Raw genomic sequence first — 15,184 nt, forward strand, 5'->3', positions numbered from 1 at the left:
TAGGCAAGCCTTACTTAAGTAAGCTATGTTAGGTATGCCTTACCAAAGATCCCCTGCTTCCGAGAGGCCGGCCCCCGAATGTACGTGTGCGTGTGCCGCGCCGTCACCGAGAACGACGTCCACGATTGCATCGCGAGCGGGGCCACCAGCGCCAAGCAGGTTCGCGACACCACGGGGGCCGGCGGGGACTGTGCCACTTGTGTGCGGAAGATCTGTGCAATCCTGAAAAGGTCTCAGGAACTGACCACCGCATAGCACAAGGGGCCCGTTCATGCAGGGCGACAAGCAGATCATCGAGCTGCTCAACGAGCAGCTGACGGCCGAGCTCACGGCGATCAACCAGTACTTCCTGCACGCCAAGATGCAGCAGAACTGGGGATACACCAAGCTCGCCGACTATACCCGCGACGAGTCGATCGACGAGATGCGTCACGCCGAACGCCTCACCGACCGCATCCTCTTCTTGGAGGGGCTGCCCAACTATCAGCGGCTCGGCACCCTGCACATCGGCCAGACGGTCCGTGAGCAGCTCCGTGCCGACCTGGAGGTCGAGCTCTCGGTGGTGCAGCGGCTGCGGCCGGGCATCGAGCTGATGAGGGAGAAGGGCGACGTGACCTCGGCCCGGATCTTCGAGGAGATCCTGGAGGACGAGGAGAAGCACATCGACTATCTCGAAACCGAGCTGGGCCTCATGGAGACCCTGGGCGAGCAGCTCTACCTCGCCCGCTACGCCGAGCCGCCGTCCGGGGACTGACGTCCCGCCCGCCGCCCGTCCTGTTTGGAGCGTCATCGCGCTCTTTCAGGCGGGCTGACGTGCTTTCGGCCCCCCCGACACACCCGACACGGCCCCCGACACACCCGGCGCGCCCCCGACACGCCCGGCACGCCCGGCGGCGGGATCGGGCATGCCACCACCGGGCATGGTCACGTATTGCTTTTCCCCCCGATGATCGCGGTAATTTAATCACGACTAACCGATGTTTAGCCGTGTTTGGCCAGGTCAATGGATAGGTCAACGACGAGTCAAACCGTGCGCTGTGCCCGGGAAACGATCCTCTAAGGTCCTACGATCGCTTCATGACCTGCGTACTTCTCGCCGAGGATGACACCTCGATTTCCGAGCCGCTCGCGCGTGCGCTGCGCCGAGAGGGCTATCAGGTTGAGGTGAGCCCCGACGGCCCGCAGGCCCTGGAGAGGGCTCTGTCGGGGGGCATCGACCTCATCGTTCTTGACCTTGGCCTGCCTGAGATGGACGGCCTGGAGGTGGCCCGCCGGATCCGTGCCGAAGGGCACGGCACCCCGGTGCTGATCCTCACCGCCCGCGTCGACGAGGTTGACACCGTCGTCGGCCTCGACGCCGGCGCCGACGACTACGTCACCAAGCCGTTCCGGCTTGCCGAACTACTGGCCAGAGTGCGGGCACTGCTGCGCCGCGGCACCTCGGAGACCCCGGTGGTCCAAGGGGTCCGCATCGACGCCGACTCCCGCCGGGCCTGGATGGGAGAGAAGGAGCTGCACCTGACCACCAAGGAATTCGACCTGCTCAGAGTTCTGGTCCGCGACGCGGGCAAGGTAGTCACCCGCGAGCAGATCATGAGGGAGGTGTGGGACACCAACTGGTGGGGCTCCACCAAGACACTCGACATGCACATCTCGTGGCTGCGCCGCAAACTGGGCGACGACGCGGCCAAGCCTCGATACATCACCACCGTCCGAGGAGTCGGCTTCCGCTTCGAACGCGAGTAGGCATGCGCCGACGACTGCTCTCCTCCACCCTGGTCGTCGCCGCCATCGCCGTCCTGCTGCTCGGGGTGCCGCTCGGCATCGTGGTCAGCCGGCTGATCGTCGACGAGGCCGCACAGGAGCTCAGGGCGGAGGCGACCCGCCTGGTGGGGGAGGTCGAGTACGCCCGCATTCAGGAGACGCCGCTCGATCCCAAGCAGCTGGAGCAGAAATATCCGGACCGGTACATACAGATATTCGAACGAGGCAACCCTCCCAAGGCCACCATCGTCGGCGCCCCGCCGTCTTCCGGGGAGCAGATGACGGAGGACGCCGAGTCCGACAGCGGCATCTTCGTCCGGGTGAGCCGTGACCGGGCCCAGATCGAGCAGGACGTCTACGCCCGCCTGCTGCTGATCGTGGCCCTGGCGGTCGCGGCTCTCGCGGTGGCGGTGGGACTGGCCATCGTGCAGTCCCGCCGGCTCACCCTGCCCCTGCTGGACCTCGCCGGGATCGCCGAACGGCTCGGCTCGGGTGAGGCCCGGCCGAGCAAGCACCGCTACGGCATCCCGGAGCTGGACCAGGTCGCCGAGGTCCTGGACCGCAGCGCCACCCGCATCTCCGACCTGCTCACCCGCGAACGCGAGTTCGCGACCGACGCCTCCCACCAGCTCCGCACCCCGCTGACCGGGCTCACCATGCGGCTGGAGGAGATCGTCGCGGCCTCCGACCACCCCGAGGTGGTGCGGGAGGAGGGCGAGGCGGCCATCGTGCAGGCCGAGCGGCTGACCGCGGTGATCGACGAGCTGCTCGCGGCGGCCCGCAGGCAGCGCCACGCCCAGGCGGAGCCGGTCGCCATCGACGAGGTGCTCATCCAGCAGGTGACCGAGTGGCAGCCGGTCTTCCGCGGCGTGGGCCGCACGCTGGTGCTCGCGGGCACCCGCGACCTCAAGGCGCTGGCCACCACCGGAGGGTTCGGCCAGGTCATCGCCACCCTGCTGGAGAACTCCCTGCGCCACGGCGCCGGCACCGTCACGGTGGCGACGACCTGCGGCGACAACTACGTGGTGATCGAGGTCTCCGACGAGGGCGCGGGCATCTCGGACGACCTGGCGCCCAAAGTCTTCGAGCGCAGCGTGAGCGGGGGCGGCGGCACCGGTCTCGGCCTGACGCTCGCCCGCGCCCTGGCCGCCGCGGACGGCGGACGGCTGGAGTTGGTACGGCGGCGCCCCGCGAAGTTCGCACTCTTCCTGCGACCGGCCGACGACAACGGCCGGAACCGGGTGGTCAGCGGTCCTGCCTGATCCCGGCCTCGGGCAGCTCCACCGGGATCGGCGTGGTCGCCTCCAGGAACACCCACTTCTTGTACGACCAGAAGCGGAACAGCGTGCCCAGGCCGACCCCGACGATGTTGGCGATGTTGAGGCTGACCGCGTCGTCCATCTTCAGGGTGTAGGTGGTGAAGCCGATCACCAGCAGGCCGAACAGCAGGGCGATGCCGTTGAGCAGGAAGAACAGGAAGTATTCGCGCCGAAGCCCGCTCTGCTCGCGGTGCCGGAAGGTCCAGAAGCGGTTGCCCGCGTAGGCGAAGGACGCCGAGATGACCGTGGCCAGCACCTTGGAGGTGAGCGGCCCCCAGTCGAGGACCAGCAGGAACAGGTTGTACATGCCGGTGTCGATCACGAACGCGGCGGCGCCGATGGTGCCGAACTTGGTCAGCTCATGGACCAGATCCGCGAACCGCTGGTAGAGGCTTTTCAGGAACCGCACGTCTCCTACTCGGCCCTTCCCTTAGACACGACTTCAGCGTACCGGGGTACCTTACTGCCCCGGGTGGCCGCCACGAACACATGCCGGAATCTCGCTCGAACCCTCCTGGAAGCGGACGGGTATGCTCACCTTACGTGAACGCATACAGCCCCATCGGACCGGTCGTCGGCGTGGTTGGCGCCGGCCAGCTCGCCAGGATGACCCAGCAGTCCGCCATCGCCCTCGGCATAGAGCTCCGCGTGCTGGCGGGCGCGCCTGACGAGAGCGCCGCCCGGGTGATCGTCGACACTCGCCTCGGCGACTACCGTGACCTGTCCGACCTGCGCGATTTCGCCAAGGGCTGCGACGCGATCACGTTCGACCACGAGCACGTCCCCACCGAGCACATCAGGGCCCTGGCGGCCCACGGCGTCCAGGTGCACCCGGGCGCCGACGCGCTCGTGCACGCCCAGGACAAGGCGGTCATGCGCGAGCGGCTGACCTCGATCGGCGCGCCGTGCCCGGCCTGGGCCCGCGTGTCCGACGCGGAGGAAGCGGTCGCGTTCGCCGCCGAGCACGGCTGGCCGGTGGTGCTCAAGGCCGTCCGGGGCGGCTACGACGGCCGCGGCGTCTGGATGTGCCGCACCGAGGCCGAGGTCGCCGAGGCGTTCGCGGCCGGGATCCCGCTGATGGCCGAGGCCTTCGTGCCGTTCGAGCGCGAACTGGCCGTGCTCGTCGCCCGCTCGCCGCACGACCAGGGCGTCAGCTACCCCGTCGTGGAGACGGTGCAGCAGGACGGCATCTGCGTCGAGGTGCTCGCCCCGGCCCCCGGGCTCGACCCCGAGGAGGCCGCGCAGGCCCAGCGCCTGGCGCTGAACATCGCGCACGAGCTCGGCGTGACCGGGCTGCTGGCGGTGGAGATGTTCCAGACGGCCGGCGGGCTGCTGGTCAACGAGCTGGCCATGCGCCCGCACAACAGCGGCCACTGGACGATCGAGGGCGCGCTCACCTCCCAGTTCGAGCAGCACCTGCGCGCCGTGCTCGACCTGCCGCTCGGCTCGCCCACGATGACCGCGCCGGTCGTCGTCATGGCCAACCTGCTCGGCGGCGACGACCCGGACCTGTTCAAGCGCTACGAGCACGTGATGGCCCACGACCCGGCCGTCAAGGTGCACTTCTACGGCAAGCAGGTGCGCCCCGGCCGCAAGATCGGCCACGTCACCGCGGTCGGCGACGACCTCGAAGAGGTACGCGCCCGCGCCCGCCACGCCGCCGTCCACCTGACCACCGGGGAGTACGTATGACGATCGGCATCGTGATGGGCAGCGACTCCGACTGGCCGGTGATGCGGGCGGCGGCGGAGGCCGTCGCGGAGTTCGACCTGCCGTTCGAGGTCGACGTGGTCTCGGCGCACCGGATGCCGGCCGAGATGATCGAGTACGGCCGCCAGGCGGCCGGGCGCGGCGTCCAGGTCATCATCGCCGGGGCGGGCGGCGCGGCGCACCTGCCCGGCATGCTGGCCTCGGTGACGCCGCTGCCGGTCATCGGCGTGCCCGTGCCGCTGAAGTACCTCGACGGGATGGACTCCCTGCTGTCGATCGTCCAGATGCCCGCCGGGGTGCCGGTCGCGACCGTCGCCGTCGGCGGCGCCCGCAACGCCGGGCTGCTGGCCGTACGCATCCTCGCGGCCAGTGACGCGGGGCTGCGCGCCCGCATGGAGGAGTTCCAGGTGCGGCTGAAGGAGCAGGCCCACGCCAAGGGCGAGCGCCTGCGCGCGGAGGCCGCCACGCTGGCCTCGGCGGGCTGACCGGCTCTTCTCGGCGGCGGTGGGTAGGACTAGCGTGACCGCTGTGCACCCGGTGATCGAAGCTCACGCTGCCCGCATCCGCGCCGTCGACCCGCTGGCCGGAGGGCAGGACGGGCTGCCCGCCCCCGGCCCGAACGAGGGTGCGATCGAGGTCGTGGACGGTCTCGGCCTGACCTCGGTGGACCGGCTCGACCCCGGCGCGATGAACGCCACCTGGAGCCCGCTGATCGTGCACCGCCTGTGGGGCCGGGCCGGCGGTCGTGACCCCGAGGCGGCGCTGGGCGCGCTGCTCGACCAGTGGCTGGCCGGTCTCGGCGGCGAGCGGGGCCCTGACAAGGCGCTGGCGGTGCAGTGGCCCAGCCGCGACACCGCCGCCGTCCGCGCCCTGACGCTGCGCGGCTTCGCCCCCATGGTGGCGACCGCCGCCAGGGTGCGCGGCGCGGCGCCGAGCGGCCCGCCGGCCGCCGCGAGCCGCGTGCGGATGCGCGCCGCCGTCCCCGCCGACATGGCGGTCGTCGCGCGCCTGTACGAGGCGCTGGTGGCCTATGACGCCCAGTTCGGGTGGGTCACCATGCGATCGTCGACCCGGGCCAGGATCGTCGAGAGCCTGGCGCCCGTGCTGCGCGGGGAGGGCTCGTGGTGCTGGGTGGCGGAGGTGGACGGCGCGGCGGCGGGCATCGTCATGGTGGAGCCGCCGACGCTGGCGCGGTGGATCGCGCCGGCGGTCAGGAGCGCGCCGGTCGCCTACCTGAGCGCGATGTACGCCGACCCGGCCGTCCGCGGGCAGGGGGTCGGCGCGGCGATGGCGGCCGCGGCGCACACGCACATCGAGGCCGCGGGCGTGGCGACGACGGTGCTCCACCATGCCGTGCCCAATCCGCTGTCGGCGCCGTTCTGGGCACGGCAGGGCTACCGGCCGGTGCTCACCCAGTGGGTGCGCCACCTGCCGCCTCGATGAGCCGGCTGCTCGCCGTACAGGAGGTGCTTTTGCCTTTTGGGGTGTTTGTGCGGACAGGTGCTACGGGCGGCCGAGTGCGCGGTAGTGCCAGCCCGCAGACCGCCACGCCTCGGAGTTGAGGGCGTTGCGGCCGTCGACGATCCTGCGGGTGGCGACGACCGCGCCCAGCTCCTCGGGGTCGAGGTCCACGAACTCCTGCCACTCGGTCAGCAGCAGCACCACGTGCGCGCCACGGACCGCCTCGATGGCGGAGTCACCGTACTTGAGCTCGGGGTGGGCCTTGCGGGCGTTGTCGAGGGCGATCGGGTCGTAGACGGTGACCTGGCCGCCCTGGTGGCCGATCGTGACCGCCACGTCGAGTGCGGGGGAGTCGCGGATGTCGTCGGAGTTGGGCTTGAAGGCGGCGCCGAGCACGCCCACGGTGCAGCCGTGGAAGGAGCCGCCGGCCAGCTCACGGGCCAGGTCCACCATGCGGGCGCGGCGGCGCATGTTGATCATGTCCACCTCGCGCAGGAACGTCAGCGCCTGGTCCGCGCCGAGCTCGCCCGCGCGTGCCATGAACGCCCTGATGTCCTTGGGCAGGCAGCCGCCGCCGAAACCGAGGCCCGGATTGAGAAAACGACCGCCGATGCGGTCGTCGTAGGAAAGGGCCAGCGATAGCTGCTGCACGTCGGCGTGGGCCGCCTCGCACACCTCGGCCATCGCGTTGATGAAAGAGATCTTGGTCGCGAGGAAGGAGTTGGCGGCCGACTTGACCAGCTCGGCGGTGGGGAAGTCGGTGACGACCACGGGCACCTCGCCCAGCGGCTCGTACACCTCGCGCAGCACCTTCTCGGCCCGCTCGGTGCGGACGCCGAGCACGATGCGGTCGGGGTTGAGCGTGTCCTGCACGGCGAAACCCTCACGCAGGAACTCGGGGTTCCAGGCCAGCTCGGCCTGCGCGCCCGCCGGAGCGAGCTGGACGAGCATCTCCGCCAGCCGGCCCGCGGTGCCCACCGGCACCGTCGACTTGCCGACGACCAGGCACTCGCGATCCAGGAAGGGGGCCAGCGACTGGATGGCGTTGTCCATGTAGGAGACGTCCGCGGCGTACTCACCGCGTTTCTGAGGAGTGCCCACGCAGACGAAGTGCACGTCTCCGAAGGCGGCGACCTCTTCGTAGGAGGTGGTGAAGCGAAGGCGCCCGGATTCGATCCCCCGGCGCAGCACCGGCTCCAGACCGGGCTCATGAATGGGGAGGTCACCGCTGTTGAGCCGGCGGATCTTGTCAGCGTCGATGTCAAGACCCAGAACGTCGTAACCGAGGTCCGCCATGCACGCCGCATGGGTGATGCCCAGGTATCCGGTCCCGATCACCGTGAGGCGATATGGCACGAGTGAGCTCCTTCCGATCGCGCAATGCTACCGGCTCCTCGTTACCTCCTTCGTGCCACCTGGCTGTCGGCACAAACGGTACTGTCTGGTAACAAAGTAGTCGGACGTCCTAGTATTCGACGCATGGACTTTCCTCTGTACGCGCCCGCCGAAGAGCACGACATGCTCCGGGAAACGGTCAGGGCCATCGCCGACGAGAAGATCGCCCCGCGTGCCGCCGAGGCGGACGAGACCGGGGAGTTCCCGTGGGACGTCTACAAGGCGCTCGTCGCGGCCGACCTGCACGCCATCCACGTGCCCGAGCAGTACGGAGGAGCCGGGGGCGACGCGCTGGCCGCCGTGATCGTGATCGAGGAGGTGGCACGGGCCTGCGCCTCGTCCTCGCTGATCCCCGCGGTGAACAAGCTCGGCACGGTCCCGCTGCTGCTGTCGGCCTCGGAAGAGGTGAAGGCGCGTTACCTGGCGCCGGTGGCCCGGGGTGAGGCGATGTTCTCGTACGCCCTCTCGGAGGCGGAGGCCGGCTCGGACGCCGCCGCGATGAAGACCCGCGCGGTACGGGACGGCGACCACTATGTCCTCAACGGGGCGAAGATGTGGATCACGAACGCGGGCGTGTCGGAGTACTACACCGTGATGGCGACGACGGATCCGTCCGCGGGTGCCCGTGGGATCTCTGCCTTCGTGGTGGAGAAGTCTGACGAAGGCGTGTCTTTCGGGCCCAAGGAGCGGAAGCTCGGCATCAGGGCGTCGCCGACCCGTCAGGTGATCCTCGACGACGTACGGATCCCCGAGTCGCGGCTGGTCGGCGAGCCGGGGACCGGGTTCAAGACCGCCCTGGCGACCCTGGACCACACCCGGGTGACCATCGCCGCCCAGGCCCTGGGGATCGCCCAGGGGGCGCTCGATTATGCCGTCGGCTATGTCAAGGAGCGTAAGCAGTTCGGGCGGGCGGTGGCTGACTTCCAGGGTGTGCAGTTCATGGTCGCCGACATGGCCATGAAGCTGGAGGCGGCCCGGCAGCTGACCTATCACGCGGCGGCCAAGTCGGAACTCGCCATGCACGGGCAGCCGCAGAAGGACCTGACGTTCCTGTCCAGTGCGGCGAAGTGCGCGGCCTCGGACGCGGCCATGGAGATCACTACGGACGCGGTGCAGCTGCTGGGCGGGTACGGGTACACGCAGGACTTCCCGGTGGAGCGCATGATGCGCGATGCGAAGATCACCCAGATCTACGAGGGCACGAACCAGATCCAGCGCATGGTGATGGCCCGGCAGTTGTTCAAGTAGGGAGGCGGGGTCTGCTGAACAGGTTTCGCCGCTCTGCACCCACCCGTTGACCGTCTGCGGGGTGGGCCGTCTACGGCCCACCCCGCTTTCCATGGGCTTCGCTGCGCCCAGCTCGCCGGCCAGGCACTGCTCGAAAATCAACGGCAGGTATGCGCAGGTCCGGCCCTGGGCACGGCTTCTGCCCGCTCGCCGAGCAGCGGGAGTTCTCCTCGTGGCACGCCCTCCCGGGTAGAGCCGGTCAAGCCATTCCGCGTGGGGGACGTTTGTTCGTCATTTGTTTTGTTCGGCCGGCGCCACCGACAGCGAACAGGAACGCGGCGATAGACAGACAGCCGACCGCTGCATCTTCCAGTTCAAGGAGGACCGACTCACATGGAGCACTCTCTTCGGCGGCGCCCCCGATCACGGACCCGACTGCGGGCTACCTGCCTGGCGCTATTCGGAGCCGCGGCCATCGCAGCCCCAGTGGCCATTGCGTCCCCGGCCAACGCCGCACCAGCCCCCGCTCGTCTCGTACTCTCCGCGACGTCCACCTTCGTCGCCTACTCGGGGGGCAGCTTCAGCGGAGACTCACAGGGCATCCAGGGCTGTGGGAGCCACACCATCAGGTACCACGGGTCCTACAAGTGGTACGCGAACGGGCAGAGCGGGCACCTGTTCAACAATTCCAATACCAGTGGCGTCCCCCACACCCGACTCGCCTCCGACGATGACGCGGAGTCCCGAAGCGGCTTCGCGTGGAGAAGCATTCTGATCGTCTGCTGATCCCTGATCCTGCCTCGAAAGGACAACCTGGCGCGACAATCCGCTTCATATCGGATTGTCGCGCCATTAGCTCTGAGGTGCCCAGCAGGTTCCGGCAGGCGCGCATGTGCGGTCCTCTGGCGGTCACCTCATAGGTGCGTCAGCGACTCGGCGACCCCGAGGGCTCGGGATCCCGCCGTACGTCACCGGCACTCACCGAAGCCAACGGGCGCGACAGGGCCGGCGGCGCGGCAGAGCACGGTGGCGCCCTTTGCAGTGCTTCTTGCAGCAATGGAAGTGTTCGTGGCGATTCAGCGCTACCCCGCCCCAGCGGCCCGCCTGCACGCATTGAAGCTAGAGGTCGCCACCGCTCGGTCCGCGCCGGTAGAGGCTCGTTGCATGGGGCCAGGTCTTCGGACCTACGGGAAGTGGGTCGCCTGCGCCCGAGACGGACGTAACCAGTATCGGAGATCACCTGAATCAACGAGGGCACCAACCAGATCCAGCACATGGTGATGGCTCGACAGTTGCTGGTTCGGCCTTGTCAGGGGCCTCCAGCGCGTCGTCCACTGCGCACAGCGACCCTGGTTACGCGGCGTTCAGGCCCTGGCGGGGAGTCGCTCCAGGTCATGCGTCATGGTGCGGGAGATGTCGCTCGCTCCAGTGGGACAACGGCTGAAGCGCGGAGATCAGCTCTTCGGCGTCGGGCGTGAGGGCGTACGTGATCTGGACCGGCGTGCTGGGGATCACCGTGCGTTCGATGAGCCCGCGGGCCTGTAGTTGCTTGAGTCGCAGCGTGAGCTGCGGGTCTGAGATGCCCGGCACCATGGCGCGGTACTCCTTGAACCGGCGGGCGCCCCGGGCCCCGGCGAGCAGGATCGGTCCGGTCCAGCGGACTCCGATGATGTCGATCGCGCGCAGGATGCGGTGGCAGCTTTCCTCGTCGACCGGGGTGTCGGGCGGCTTTGTCACTTGCTCAAAGTAAGTAACTTTGGTGGCGTTTGTCAATGCGGATCGGCGGGCGGACACTTTCCCTGACCGACGAAAAGGGAGGTCATCATGACCGCGCAAACCGCGCCAGCGACCCGGCAGGTGGACCGGGTTCTCGACAAGATGGACATCGGTCCGACCCCGATGTCCGATCACAGTGCGTTGATCATCGCGCCGGGCAACAGCGCTTGGACCGATCCATTCCTGGTGATGGGGGAGGAGCTGGTCAACCAGCCGGGGTTCGACTGGCATCCGCACCGTGGGATGGAGACCGTGACCCTGATCCTGGACGGGGCCCTGGAGCACGGCGACAGCATGGGTAACGCCGGTGTGCTCGGACCGGGGGATGTGCAGTGGATGACCGCGGGGCGGGGCATCATCCACCGTGAGGTCGCCGCCCGCTCGGAGCAGGCCCATGTGATCCAGATGTGGGTCAACCTGCCGGCGCGTCAGAAGCTCGTGCCCACCCGCTATCAGGACCTGCGGGCCGGCATGCACGCCGTGCACACCGAGCCCGGTGTGTTGGTCCAGCTGATCTCGGGGGAGACCGGGACGGCGCGCGGGCTGGCGCTCAATCATTGGCCCATTCTGGGCACGCTGATCACACTCGACCCGAGGACCGAGTACCGGCAGGTGCTCGACGGGGACCAGCGCGCGTTCGCGTACGTGATCTCGGGCCGGCTGACGATCGCCGGCCGGACCGTGCACGCCGGGCAGATCGCCTGGTCCGATCCGGTGTCCCGGCCGGGCGACCCGACCACGCTGACCTTGGCCACCGGCGACGGTGACGAACAGACCAAGGTGATGCTGTTCGCCGGGCGGCCCATCGGTGAGTCCGTGTACGCCAGCGGTCCCTTCGTGATGAACACTCGCGCCGAGATCGAACAGGCGTACCGCGATTTCCACTCCGGCAAGTTCGGCGGCATCCCCCGGCACACACGCCTGCCCGCCGGTGCCTGATCGGCTACCCGCTCAGATCGGTCATCGGCGCACCCGATAGCGCAGGTGAAGCACGCGGTCGCCCTGGATCACCACGTCAGGATCCTCCAGCAGGTGCTGGGCGTCGACCGACCCGAAGTAGCGCTTGCCGGACCCGAACACGACGGGTACGACGTCCATGCGCACCTCGTCGATCAGGCCCGCGGCCAGCACCTGGCCGCCGACGTCACCGGCGGCGACCTCGACCGTTCGCTCGCCCGCAAGCTCCTGTGCCTTGGCCATGGCGGCCTCGACGCCGTCGGCGAAGTGGAACGCCGCCTCGGGGTCCCAGCCCTCGGGCATCGGCCGGTGCGACACGACGACCACGTGGTCGATCCCGCCCGGGGGCTTGCCGCCCCAGCCGTCCGTCAGATCGAAGACGTGGCGGCCGACGACCGTGACTCCGATCTGGTCCCAGTACGCCCGGGTGTAGTCGTAGGACGTCTGCGACACCTTCACCTCGCCGGTCTCGTCCAATGGGACGTCACCGTTGGACAACCAGTCGAACAGCGGTCCGGGCTGGTCGTTCTCGTCCGCGACGAAGCCGTCCACCGACACCGAGCTGTACATGACCACCTTGCCCACGGGGCTCTCCTCTGCTTTGGGGTGCCCTCAAATTAGCGTGTCGTGAGCTGTCGCTCTTGTAAGAAATCAATCGGCCGGCAGCGGCCAGCCGTCCAGCGCGTGGCCGGGATGTTCGCGCAGGAACCGCCGCCGGACTTCGACGTACCGGGTCGGCGTGAGCCCGGTGAACGCCCGGAACTCGTGGCCGAAGTGGGCCTGGTCGAAGTAGCCTGCGCCACCGGCGAGGTCGCCCCAGTCGATCGGTCCGGCGGGGTCGATCGCGAACACGGCGGCGGCGAAGCGGTAGGTGCGGGCCAGCCGCTTCGGCGTGACGCCGATGAGCTCCTTGAACCGCTGTGCCAGATGAGTGCTGCTGACACCGGCTGCCACGCACAGGTCGCCGATCGCCACCGCCCCGCTGGTCGCCGCGATGACGCTGCTCGTATGGCGGACCAGCCCCAGGCCGGCGGTCTCGCACAGCCGTCGCATCAGCTCCTCCTCGAGCAGCGTCAGCATCTCGTGCGGGCCGGCCGCCGTGGCCAGCCGGTCGCGCAGCTCAGCGGTGGCTGGGCGGCCCCAGACCTGCTCCACCGTCACCGGCCGGTCACACAGCTCGGCCGCGGGCATCGGCAGGAACGGCGCCGGCCCCCACGGCTTGAAGTGCACGCCGACGGACCGGGTCCGGAGTGGGTAGCTGAACTCGAAGGCGCAGGTGGGCATGGTGACCACGCAGCCGTCGGCGTACTCGGCCGTCTCGATGTCGGTGCCGGCGCGGATGCGGAACGGCGCCCCGAGGTTGACGATGAGCAACGCCGACGGCGCCGGCGGCAGCGTCAGCCGGGCGTACGGCGCCGCGCCCTCCAGGTAGTAGAGGTCGTCGATCAGCCCGTCCAGCGGCGGTCGCGGCACTCTGGACACGTACTCCACGCGTCACAGCATCGCCGATGCGCGGGTGGACCGCCAGGTCGTCGTACGCCGTCAGTCGCGGAACCGAGGCGGGCCACGGCCTCCGCCGCGTCACCGTACGGGCGTGCCCGCCGCCCTCGCGGGAAACTCCTCGATGCCGAGCACCCGCAGCAGCTCCAGCCGCTCGCGGGTCTCGGCGTCCGCCGGGGTGAGCACCAGCAGTTGCTGCCTCTGGTCGGGCGTGATCAGGGTCTCGCAGTCCATGCTCAGGCGGCCCACTCGCGGGTGGAGCAGCGTCTTGCGGTTGGCGCGCCGGACCGCCACCTCGTGCTCGGCCCAGAGCCGGCGGAAGTCGGCGCTCGCGGTCCGCAACCGGTCGACGAGTCCGTCGACCGTGGGGTCGCCGGATCGGCGGCCGGCGGCGGCGCGCAGGTCGGCCACTATCTGGCGGGCCTGATGTTCCTGTTCCTCGGGCGGGTGGACGGCGCGGGCGGCGGGCTCGGTGAACCAGCGGTACACGATGTGGCGCCGGTCGCCGGAGAAGCGGGTGTGGTCGCCCATCAAGAGGAGGGCCGCCCGGTTCTGGGCGAGGACCTCGCCCAGGTCGGACAGCACCGCAGCCGGGGTGTCGCCGAGCAGGTCGAGCATGCGCGTCAGGCCGGCGCGGGCCAGGCGGGCCGCCCCGTCGGCGGGCGGCGGATGGTGGCCGGCCAGGTGGAACAGGTGGTCGCGCTCGTCGTCGGACAGGCGCAACGCCCGGGCCGGCGCGCCGAGCAGCTGGGTGGACGGCCGGCTGCTGCGGCCCTGCTCAAGACGTACGACGTAGTCCACCGACATGCCGGCGAGCATGGCCACCTCTTCCCGGCGCAGGCCGGCGGTGCGGCGGCGCGGGCTGTCGGCGAGGCCCACCTCGGCCGGCCGGATCGCCTCGCGGCGGCGGCGCAGGAAGTCGGCGAGCTGGTCACGGTGCATGGCTTCATCCTGCCGCGCGGCCGGCGAGCCGAGCCAGGGAGCGGCTCTCCCAGGATGAACGCTCCGCTTCCGCCCATCCCGGTCCGGGTTCAGGGTTGGACAGAAATGACATCGGCATCGAGGGAGAATGTGATGCGGCTACGAACCCTGGGCCGCACCGGACCGGCCGTTTCCGCGCTGGGTCTGGGTGCGATGGGTATGTCGGGCGGGTACGGCGCGGCCGACCGCGCGGAGAGTATCGCCACCGTGCACGCCGCGCTGGAGGCCGGCGTCACGCTGATCGACACCGGCGACTTCTATGCCATGGGCCACAACGAGTTGCTGCTCGCCGAGGCGCTGCGCGGCCGGGATCGCGAGACCTACCAGCTGAGCGTCAAGTTCGGCCAGATGCGCGGGCCGGGCTCGGAATTCGGCGGGCAGGACGGCCGTCCCGAGGCGGTGAAGAACTTCCTGGCCTACTCGCTGACCCGGCTGGGCACCGACCACATCGACATCTACCGTCCCGCCCGGCTGGACCGGGCGGTACCGATCGAGGAGACGGTGGGCGCGATCAAGGAGATGGTCGACGCCGGATACGTGCGGCACATCGGGCTGTCGGAGGTCGATGCGGCGACGATCCGGCGGGCGCACGCGGTGCACCCGATCGCCGACCTGCAGATCGAGTACTCGCTGATGTCCCGCGCGGTGGAGGTGGACGTCCTGCCCACGCTGCGGGAGCTCGGCATCGGCCTGACCGCGTACGGGGTGCTCGGCCGGGGCCTCATCTCCGGGCACTGGAGGGCCGGCGACACCGCCGGCCCCGGCGACATGCGTGGCCTCAGCCCGCGCTTCTCCGGCGAGAACGTGGCGCACAACCTCGCCCTGGTGGACGCGCTGCGCGGGGTCGCCGAGGCCAAGGGTTGCACCGTCGCTCAGTTGGCCATCGCCTGGGTTGCCGCACAGGGCGAGGACATCGTGCCGCTGGCCGGCGCCCGCACCCGCGAGCGGCTGGCCGAGGCGCTGCCCGCGATGGACCTGGTCCTCACGGCGGACGATCTCGCCGAGATCGAGAAGGCGGTGCCGCCGGGCGAGGCGAAGGGTGACCGGTACCCGTCCATGTTCATGTCCGACCTCGGCGTGGGCAACTGAGCCCG

General features: G+C 69.6%; 17 protein-coding genes. 11 read left to right on the forward strand and 6 right to left on the reverse strand.

Going from position 1 to position 15,184, the window contains the following annotated elements; genetic code table 11:
* Positions 1-78: 78 nt before the first annotated feature.
* From ACIBQX_RS24905 to ACIBQX_RS24920, 4 genes are all read left to right on the forward strand, one after another.
* Positions 79-255 carry a bacterioferritin-associated ferredoxin gene (locus ACIBQX_RS24905; RefSeq protein ID WP_397008353.1) on the forward strand — a complete coding sequence of 59 codons (177 nt, stop codon included), beginning with the start codon at positions 79-81 and terminating at the stop codon, positions 253-255.
* 16 nt (positions 256-271) lie between these two features.
* Positions 272-754, forward strand: coding sequence for a bacterioferritin (bfr, locus tag ACIBQX_RS24910; RefSeq protein ID WP_397008355.1), 483 nt, complete (start codon positions 272-274; stop codon positions 752-754).
* 323 nt (positions 755-1,077) lie between these two features.
* Positions 1,078-1,746 (forward strand): response regulator transcription factor, encoded by a 669-nt coding sequence (locus ACIBQX_RS24915; RefSeq protein WP_043620820.1) that lies wholly within the window; start codon positions 1,078-1,080, stop codon positions 1,744-1,746.
* A 2-nt stretch (positions 1,747-1,748) separates the two neighbouring features.
* Positions 1,749-3,026, forward strand: coding sequence for an ATP-binding protein (locus tag ACIBQX_RS24920; RefSeq protein ID WP_397008357.1), 1,278 nt, complete (start codon positions 1,749-1,751; stop codon positions 3,024-3,026).
* Here ACIBQX_RS24920 and ACIBQX_RS24925 read toward each other — a convergent pair.
* On the reverse strand, positions 3,010-3,492 hold the full coding sequence (locus tag ACIBQX_RS24925; RefSeq protein ID WP_397008359.1) for a GtrA family protein: 483 nt from the start codon (positions 3,490-3,492) through the stop codon (positions 3,010-3,012). The two genes, ACIBQX_RS24920 and ACIBQX_RS24925, sit on opposite strands and share 17 nt — an antisense overlap.
* A gap of 134 nt (positions 3,493-3,626) precedes the next feature.
* Here ACIBQX_RS24925 and ACIBQX_RS24930 point away from each other — a divergent pair, with 134 nt between their 5' ends.
* From ACIBQX_RS24930 to ACIBQX_RS24940, 3 genes are read left to right on the forward strand one after another with little or no spacing between them, the layout of a single operon-like run.
* The gene (locus tag ACIBQX_RS24930) at positions 3,627-4,775 is read left to right on the forward strand and encodes a 5-(carboxyamino)imidazole ribonucleotide synthase (RefSeq protein WP_397008361.1); all 1,149 of its coding nucleotides are present in this window, start codon (positions 3,627-3,629) and stop codon (positions 4,773-4,775) included.
* Complete coding sequence (purE, locus tag ACIBQX_RS24935; RefSeq protein WP_397008363.1) at positions 4,772-5,278, forward strand: 5-(carboxyamino)imidazole ribonucleotide mutase; 507 nt, start codon at positions 4,772-4,774, stop codon at positions 5,276-5,278. The genes ACIBQX_RS24930 and purE overlap by 4 nt, the downstream gene beginning before the upstream one ends.
* Positions 5,279-5,312: 34 nt before the next feature.
* Positions 5,313-6,236, forward strand: a complete 924-nt coding sequence (locus ACIBQX_RS24940) for a GNAT family N-acetyltransferase (protein ID WP_397008365.1) — start codon at positions 5,313-5,315, stop codon at positions 6,234-6,236.
* 60 nt (positions 6,237-6,296) lie between these two features.
* On the opposite strand, the gene ACIBQX_RS24945 is transcribed toward ACIBQX_RS24940, so the two are convergent.
* Positions 6,297-7,610, reverse strand: a complete 1,314-nt coding sequence (locus tag ACIBQX_RS24945) for a UDP-glucose dehydrogenase family protein (protein WP_397008367.1) — start codon at positions 7,608-7,610, stop codon at positions 6,297-6,299.
* A 123-nt stretch (positions 7,611-7,733) separates the two neighbouring features.
* Here ACIBQX_RS24945 and ACIBQX_RS24950 point away from each other — a divergent pair, with 123 nt between their 5' ends.
* Together ACIBQX_RS24950 and ACIBQX_RS24955 are read left to right on the forward strand one after the other, a co-directional pair.
* Positions 7,734-8,897 carry an acyl-CoA dehydrogenase family protein gene (locus ACIBQX_RS24950; protein ID WP_397008369.1) on the forward strand — a complete coding sequence of 388 codons (1,164 nt, stop codon included), beginning with the start codon at positions 7,734-7,736 and terminating at the stop codon, positions 8,895-8,897.
* Positions 8,898-9,269: 372 nt separating this feature from the next.
* Entirely contained in the window at positions 9,270-9,662 is a 393-nt protein-coding gene (locus ACIBQX_RS24955; protein WP_397008371.1) for a MiAMP1 family antimicrobial peptide, read from the forward strand.
* A 606-nt stretch (positions 9,663-10,268) separates the two neighbouring features.
* Here ACIBQX_RS24955 and ACIBQX_RS24960 read toward each other — a convergent pair.
* Positions 10,269-10,613: a winged helix-turn-helix transcriptional regulator gene (locus ACIBQX_RS24960; protein WP_397008373.1), complete on the reverse strand. Its 345-nt coding sequence runs from the start codon at positions 10,611-10,613 to the stop codon at positions 10,269-10,271.
* An 87-nt stretch (positions 10,614-10,700) separates the two neighbouring features.
* On the opposite strand from ACIBQX_RS24960, the gene ACIBQX_RS24965 reads away from it, so the two are divergent.
* Positions 10,701-11,591, forward strand: coding sequence for a pirin family protein (locus tag ACIBQX_RS24965; protein ID WP_397008375.1), 891 nt, complete (start codon positions 10,701-10,703; stop codon positions 11,589-11,591).
* A gap of 21 nt (positions 11,592-11,612) precedes the next feature.
* On the opposite strand, the gene ACIBQX_RS24970 is transcribed toward ACIBQX_RS24965, so the two are convergent.
* The 3 genes from ACIBQX_RS24970 to ACIBQX_RS24980 form a co-directional block, all read right to left on the reverse strand.
* Entirely contained in the window at positions 11,613-12,194 is a 582-nt protein-coding gene (locus ACIBQX_RS24970) for a dihydrofolate reductase family protein (RefSeq protein WP_397008377.1), read from the reverse strand.
* Between the two features lie 66 nt (positions 12,195-12,260).
* Complete coding sequence (locus ACIBQX_RS24975) at positions 12,261-13,100, reverse strand: helix-turn-helix domain-containing protein (protein ID WP_397008379.1); 840 nt, start codon at positions 13,098-13,100, stop codon at positions 12,261-12,263.
* Positions 13,101-13,190: 90 nt separating this feature from the next.
* The gene (locus tag ACIBQX_RS24980) at positions 13,191-14,051 is read right to left on the reverse strand and encodes a helix-turn-helix transcriptional regulator (RefSeq protein ID WP_397008381.1); all 861 of its coding nucleotides are present in this window, start codon (positions 14,049-14,051) and stop codon (positions 13,191-13,193) included.
* A 132-nt stretch (positions 14,052-14,183) separates the two neighbouring features.
* Here ACIBQX_RS24980 and ACIBQX_RS24985 point away from each other — a divergent pair, with 132 nt between their 5' ends.
* Positions 14,184-15,179: an aldo/keto reductase gene (locus ACIBQX_RS24985; RefSeq protein WP_397008383.1), complete on the forward strand. Its 996-nt coding sequence runs from the start codon at positions 14,184-14,186 to the stop codon at positions 15,177-15,179.
* Positions 15,180-15,184 lie beyond the last annotated feature (5 nt).

The sequence above is a fragment of the Nonomuraea sp. NPDC049714 genome (assembly GCF_044465295.1).
Lineage (GTDB): Bacteria > Actinomycetota > Actinomycetes > Streptosporangiales > Streptosporangiaceae > Nonomuraea.

What these genes read in the sequence shown, in the direction of transcription:
- ACIBQX_RS24915 (WP_043620820.1), top strand. Translation starts at nt 1,078, where the DNA reads ATGACCTGCGTACTTCTCGCCGAGGATGACACCTCGATTTCCGAGCCG.
- bfr (WP_397008355.1), top strand. Translation starts at nt 272, where the DNA reads ATGCAGGGCGACAAGCAGATCATCGAGCTGCTCAACGAGCAGCTGACG.
- ACIBQX_RS24905 (WP_397008353.1), top strand. Translation starts at nt 79, where the DNA reads ATGTACGTGTGCGTGTGCCGCGCCGTCACCGAGAACGACGTCCACGAT.
- ACIBQX_RS24955 (WP_397008371.1), top strand. Translation starts at nt 9,270, where the DNA reads ATGGAGCACTCTCTTCGGCGGCGCCCCCGATCACGGACCCGACTGCGG.
- ACIBQX_RS24950 (WP_397008369.1), top strand. Translation starts at nt 7,734, where the DNA reads ATGGACTTTCCTCTGTACGCGCCCGCCGAAGAGCACGACATGCTCCGG.
- ACIBQX_RS24985 (WP_397008383.1), top strand. Translation starts at nt 14,184, where the DNA reads ATGCGGCTACGAACCCTGGGCCGCACCGGACCGGCCGTTTCCGCGCTG.
- ACIBQX_RS24980 (WP_397008381.1), bottom strand. Translation starts at nt 14,051, where the DNA reads ATGCACCGTGACCAGCTCGCCGACTTCCTGCGCCGCCGCCGCGAGGCG.
- ACIBQX_RS24920 (WP_397008357.1), top strand. Translation starts at nt 1,749, where the DNA reads ATGCGCCGACGACTGCTCTCCTCCACCCTGGTCGTCGCCGCCATCGCC.
- purE (WP_397008363.1), top strand. Translation starts at nt 4,772, where the DNA reads ATGACGATCGGCATCGTGATGGGCAGCGACTCCGACTGGCCGGTGATG.
- ACIBQX_RS24965 (WP_397008375.1), top strand. Translation starts at nt 10,701, where the DNA reads ATGACCGCGCAAACCGCGCCAGCGACCCGGCAGGTGGACCGGGTTCTC.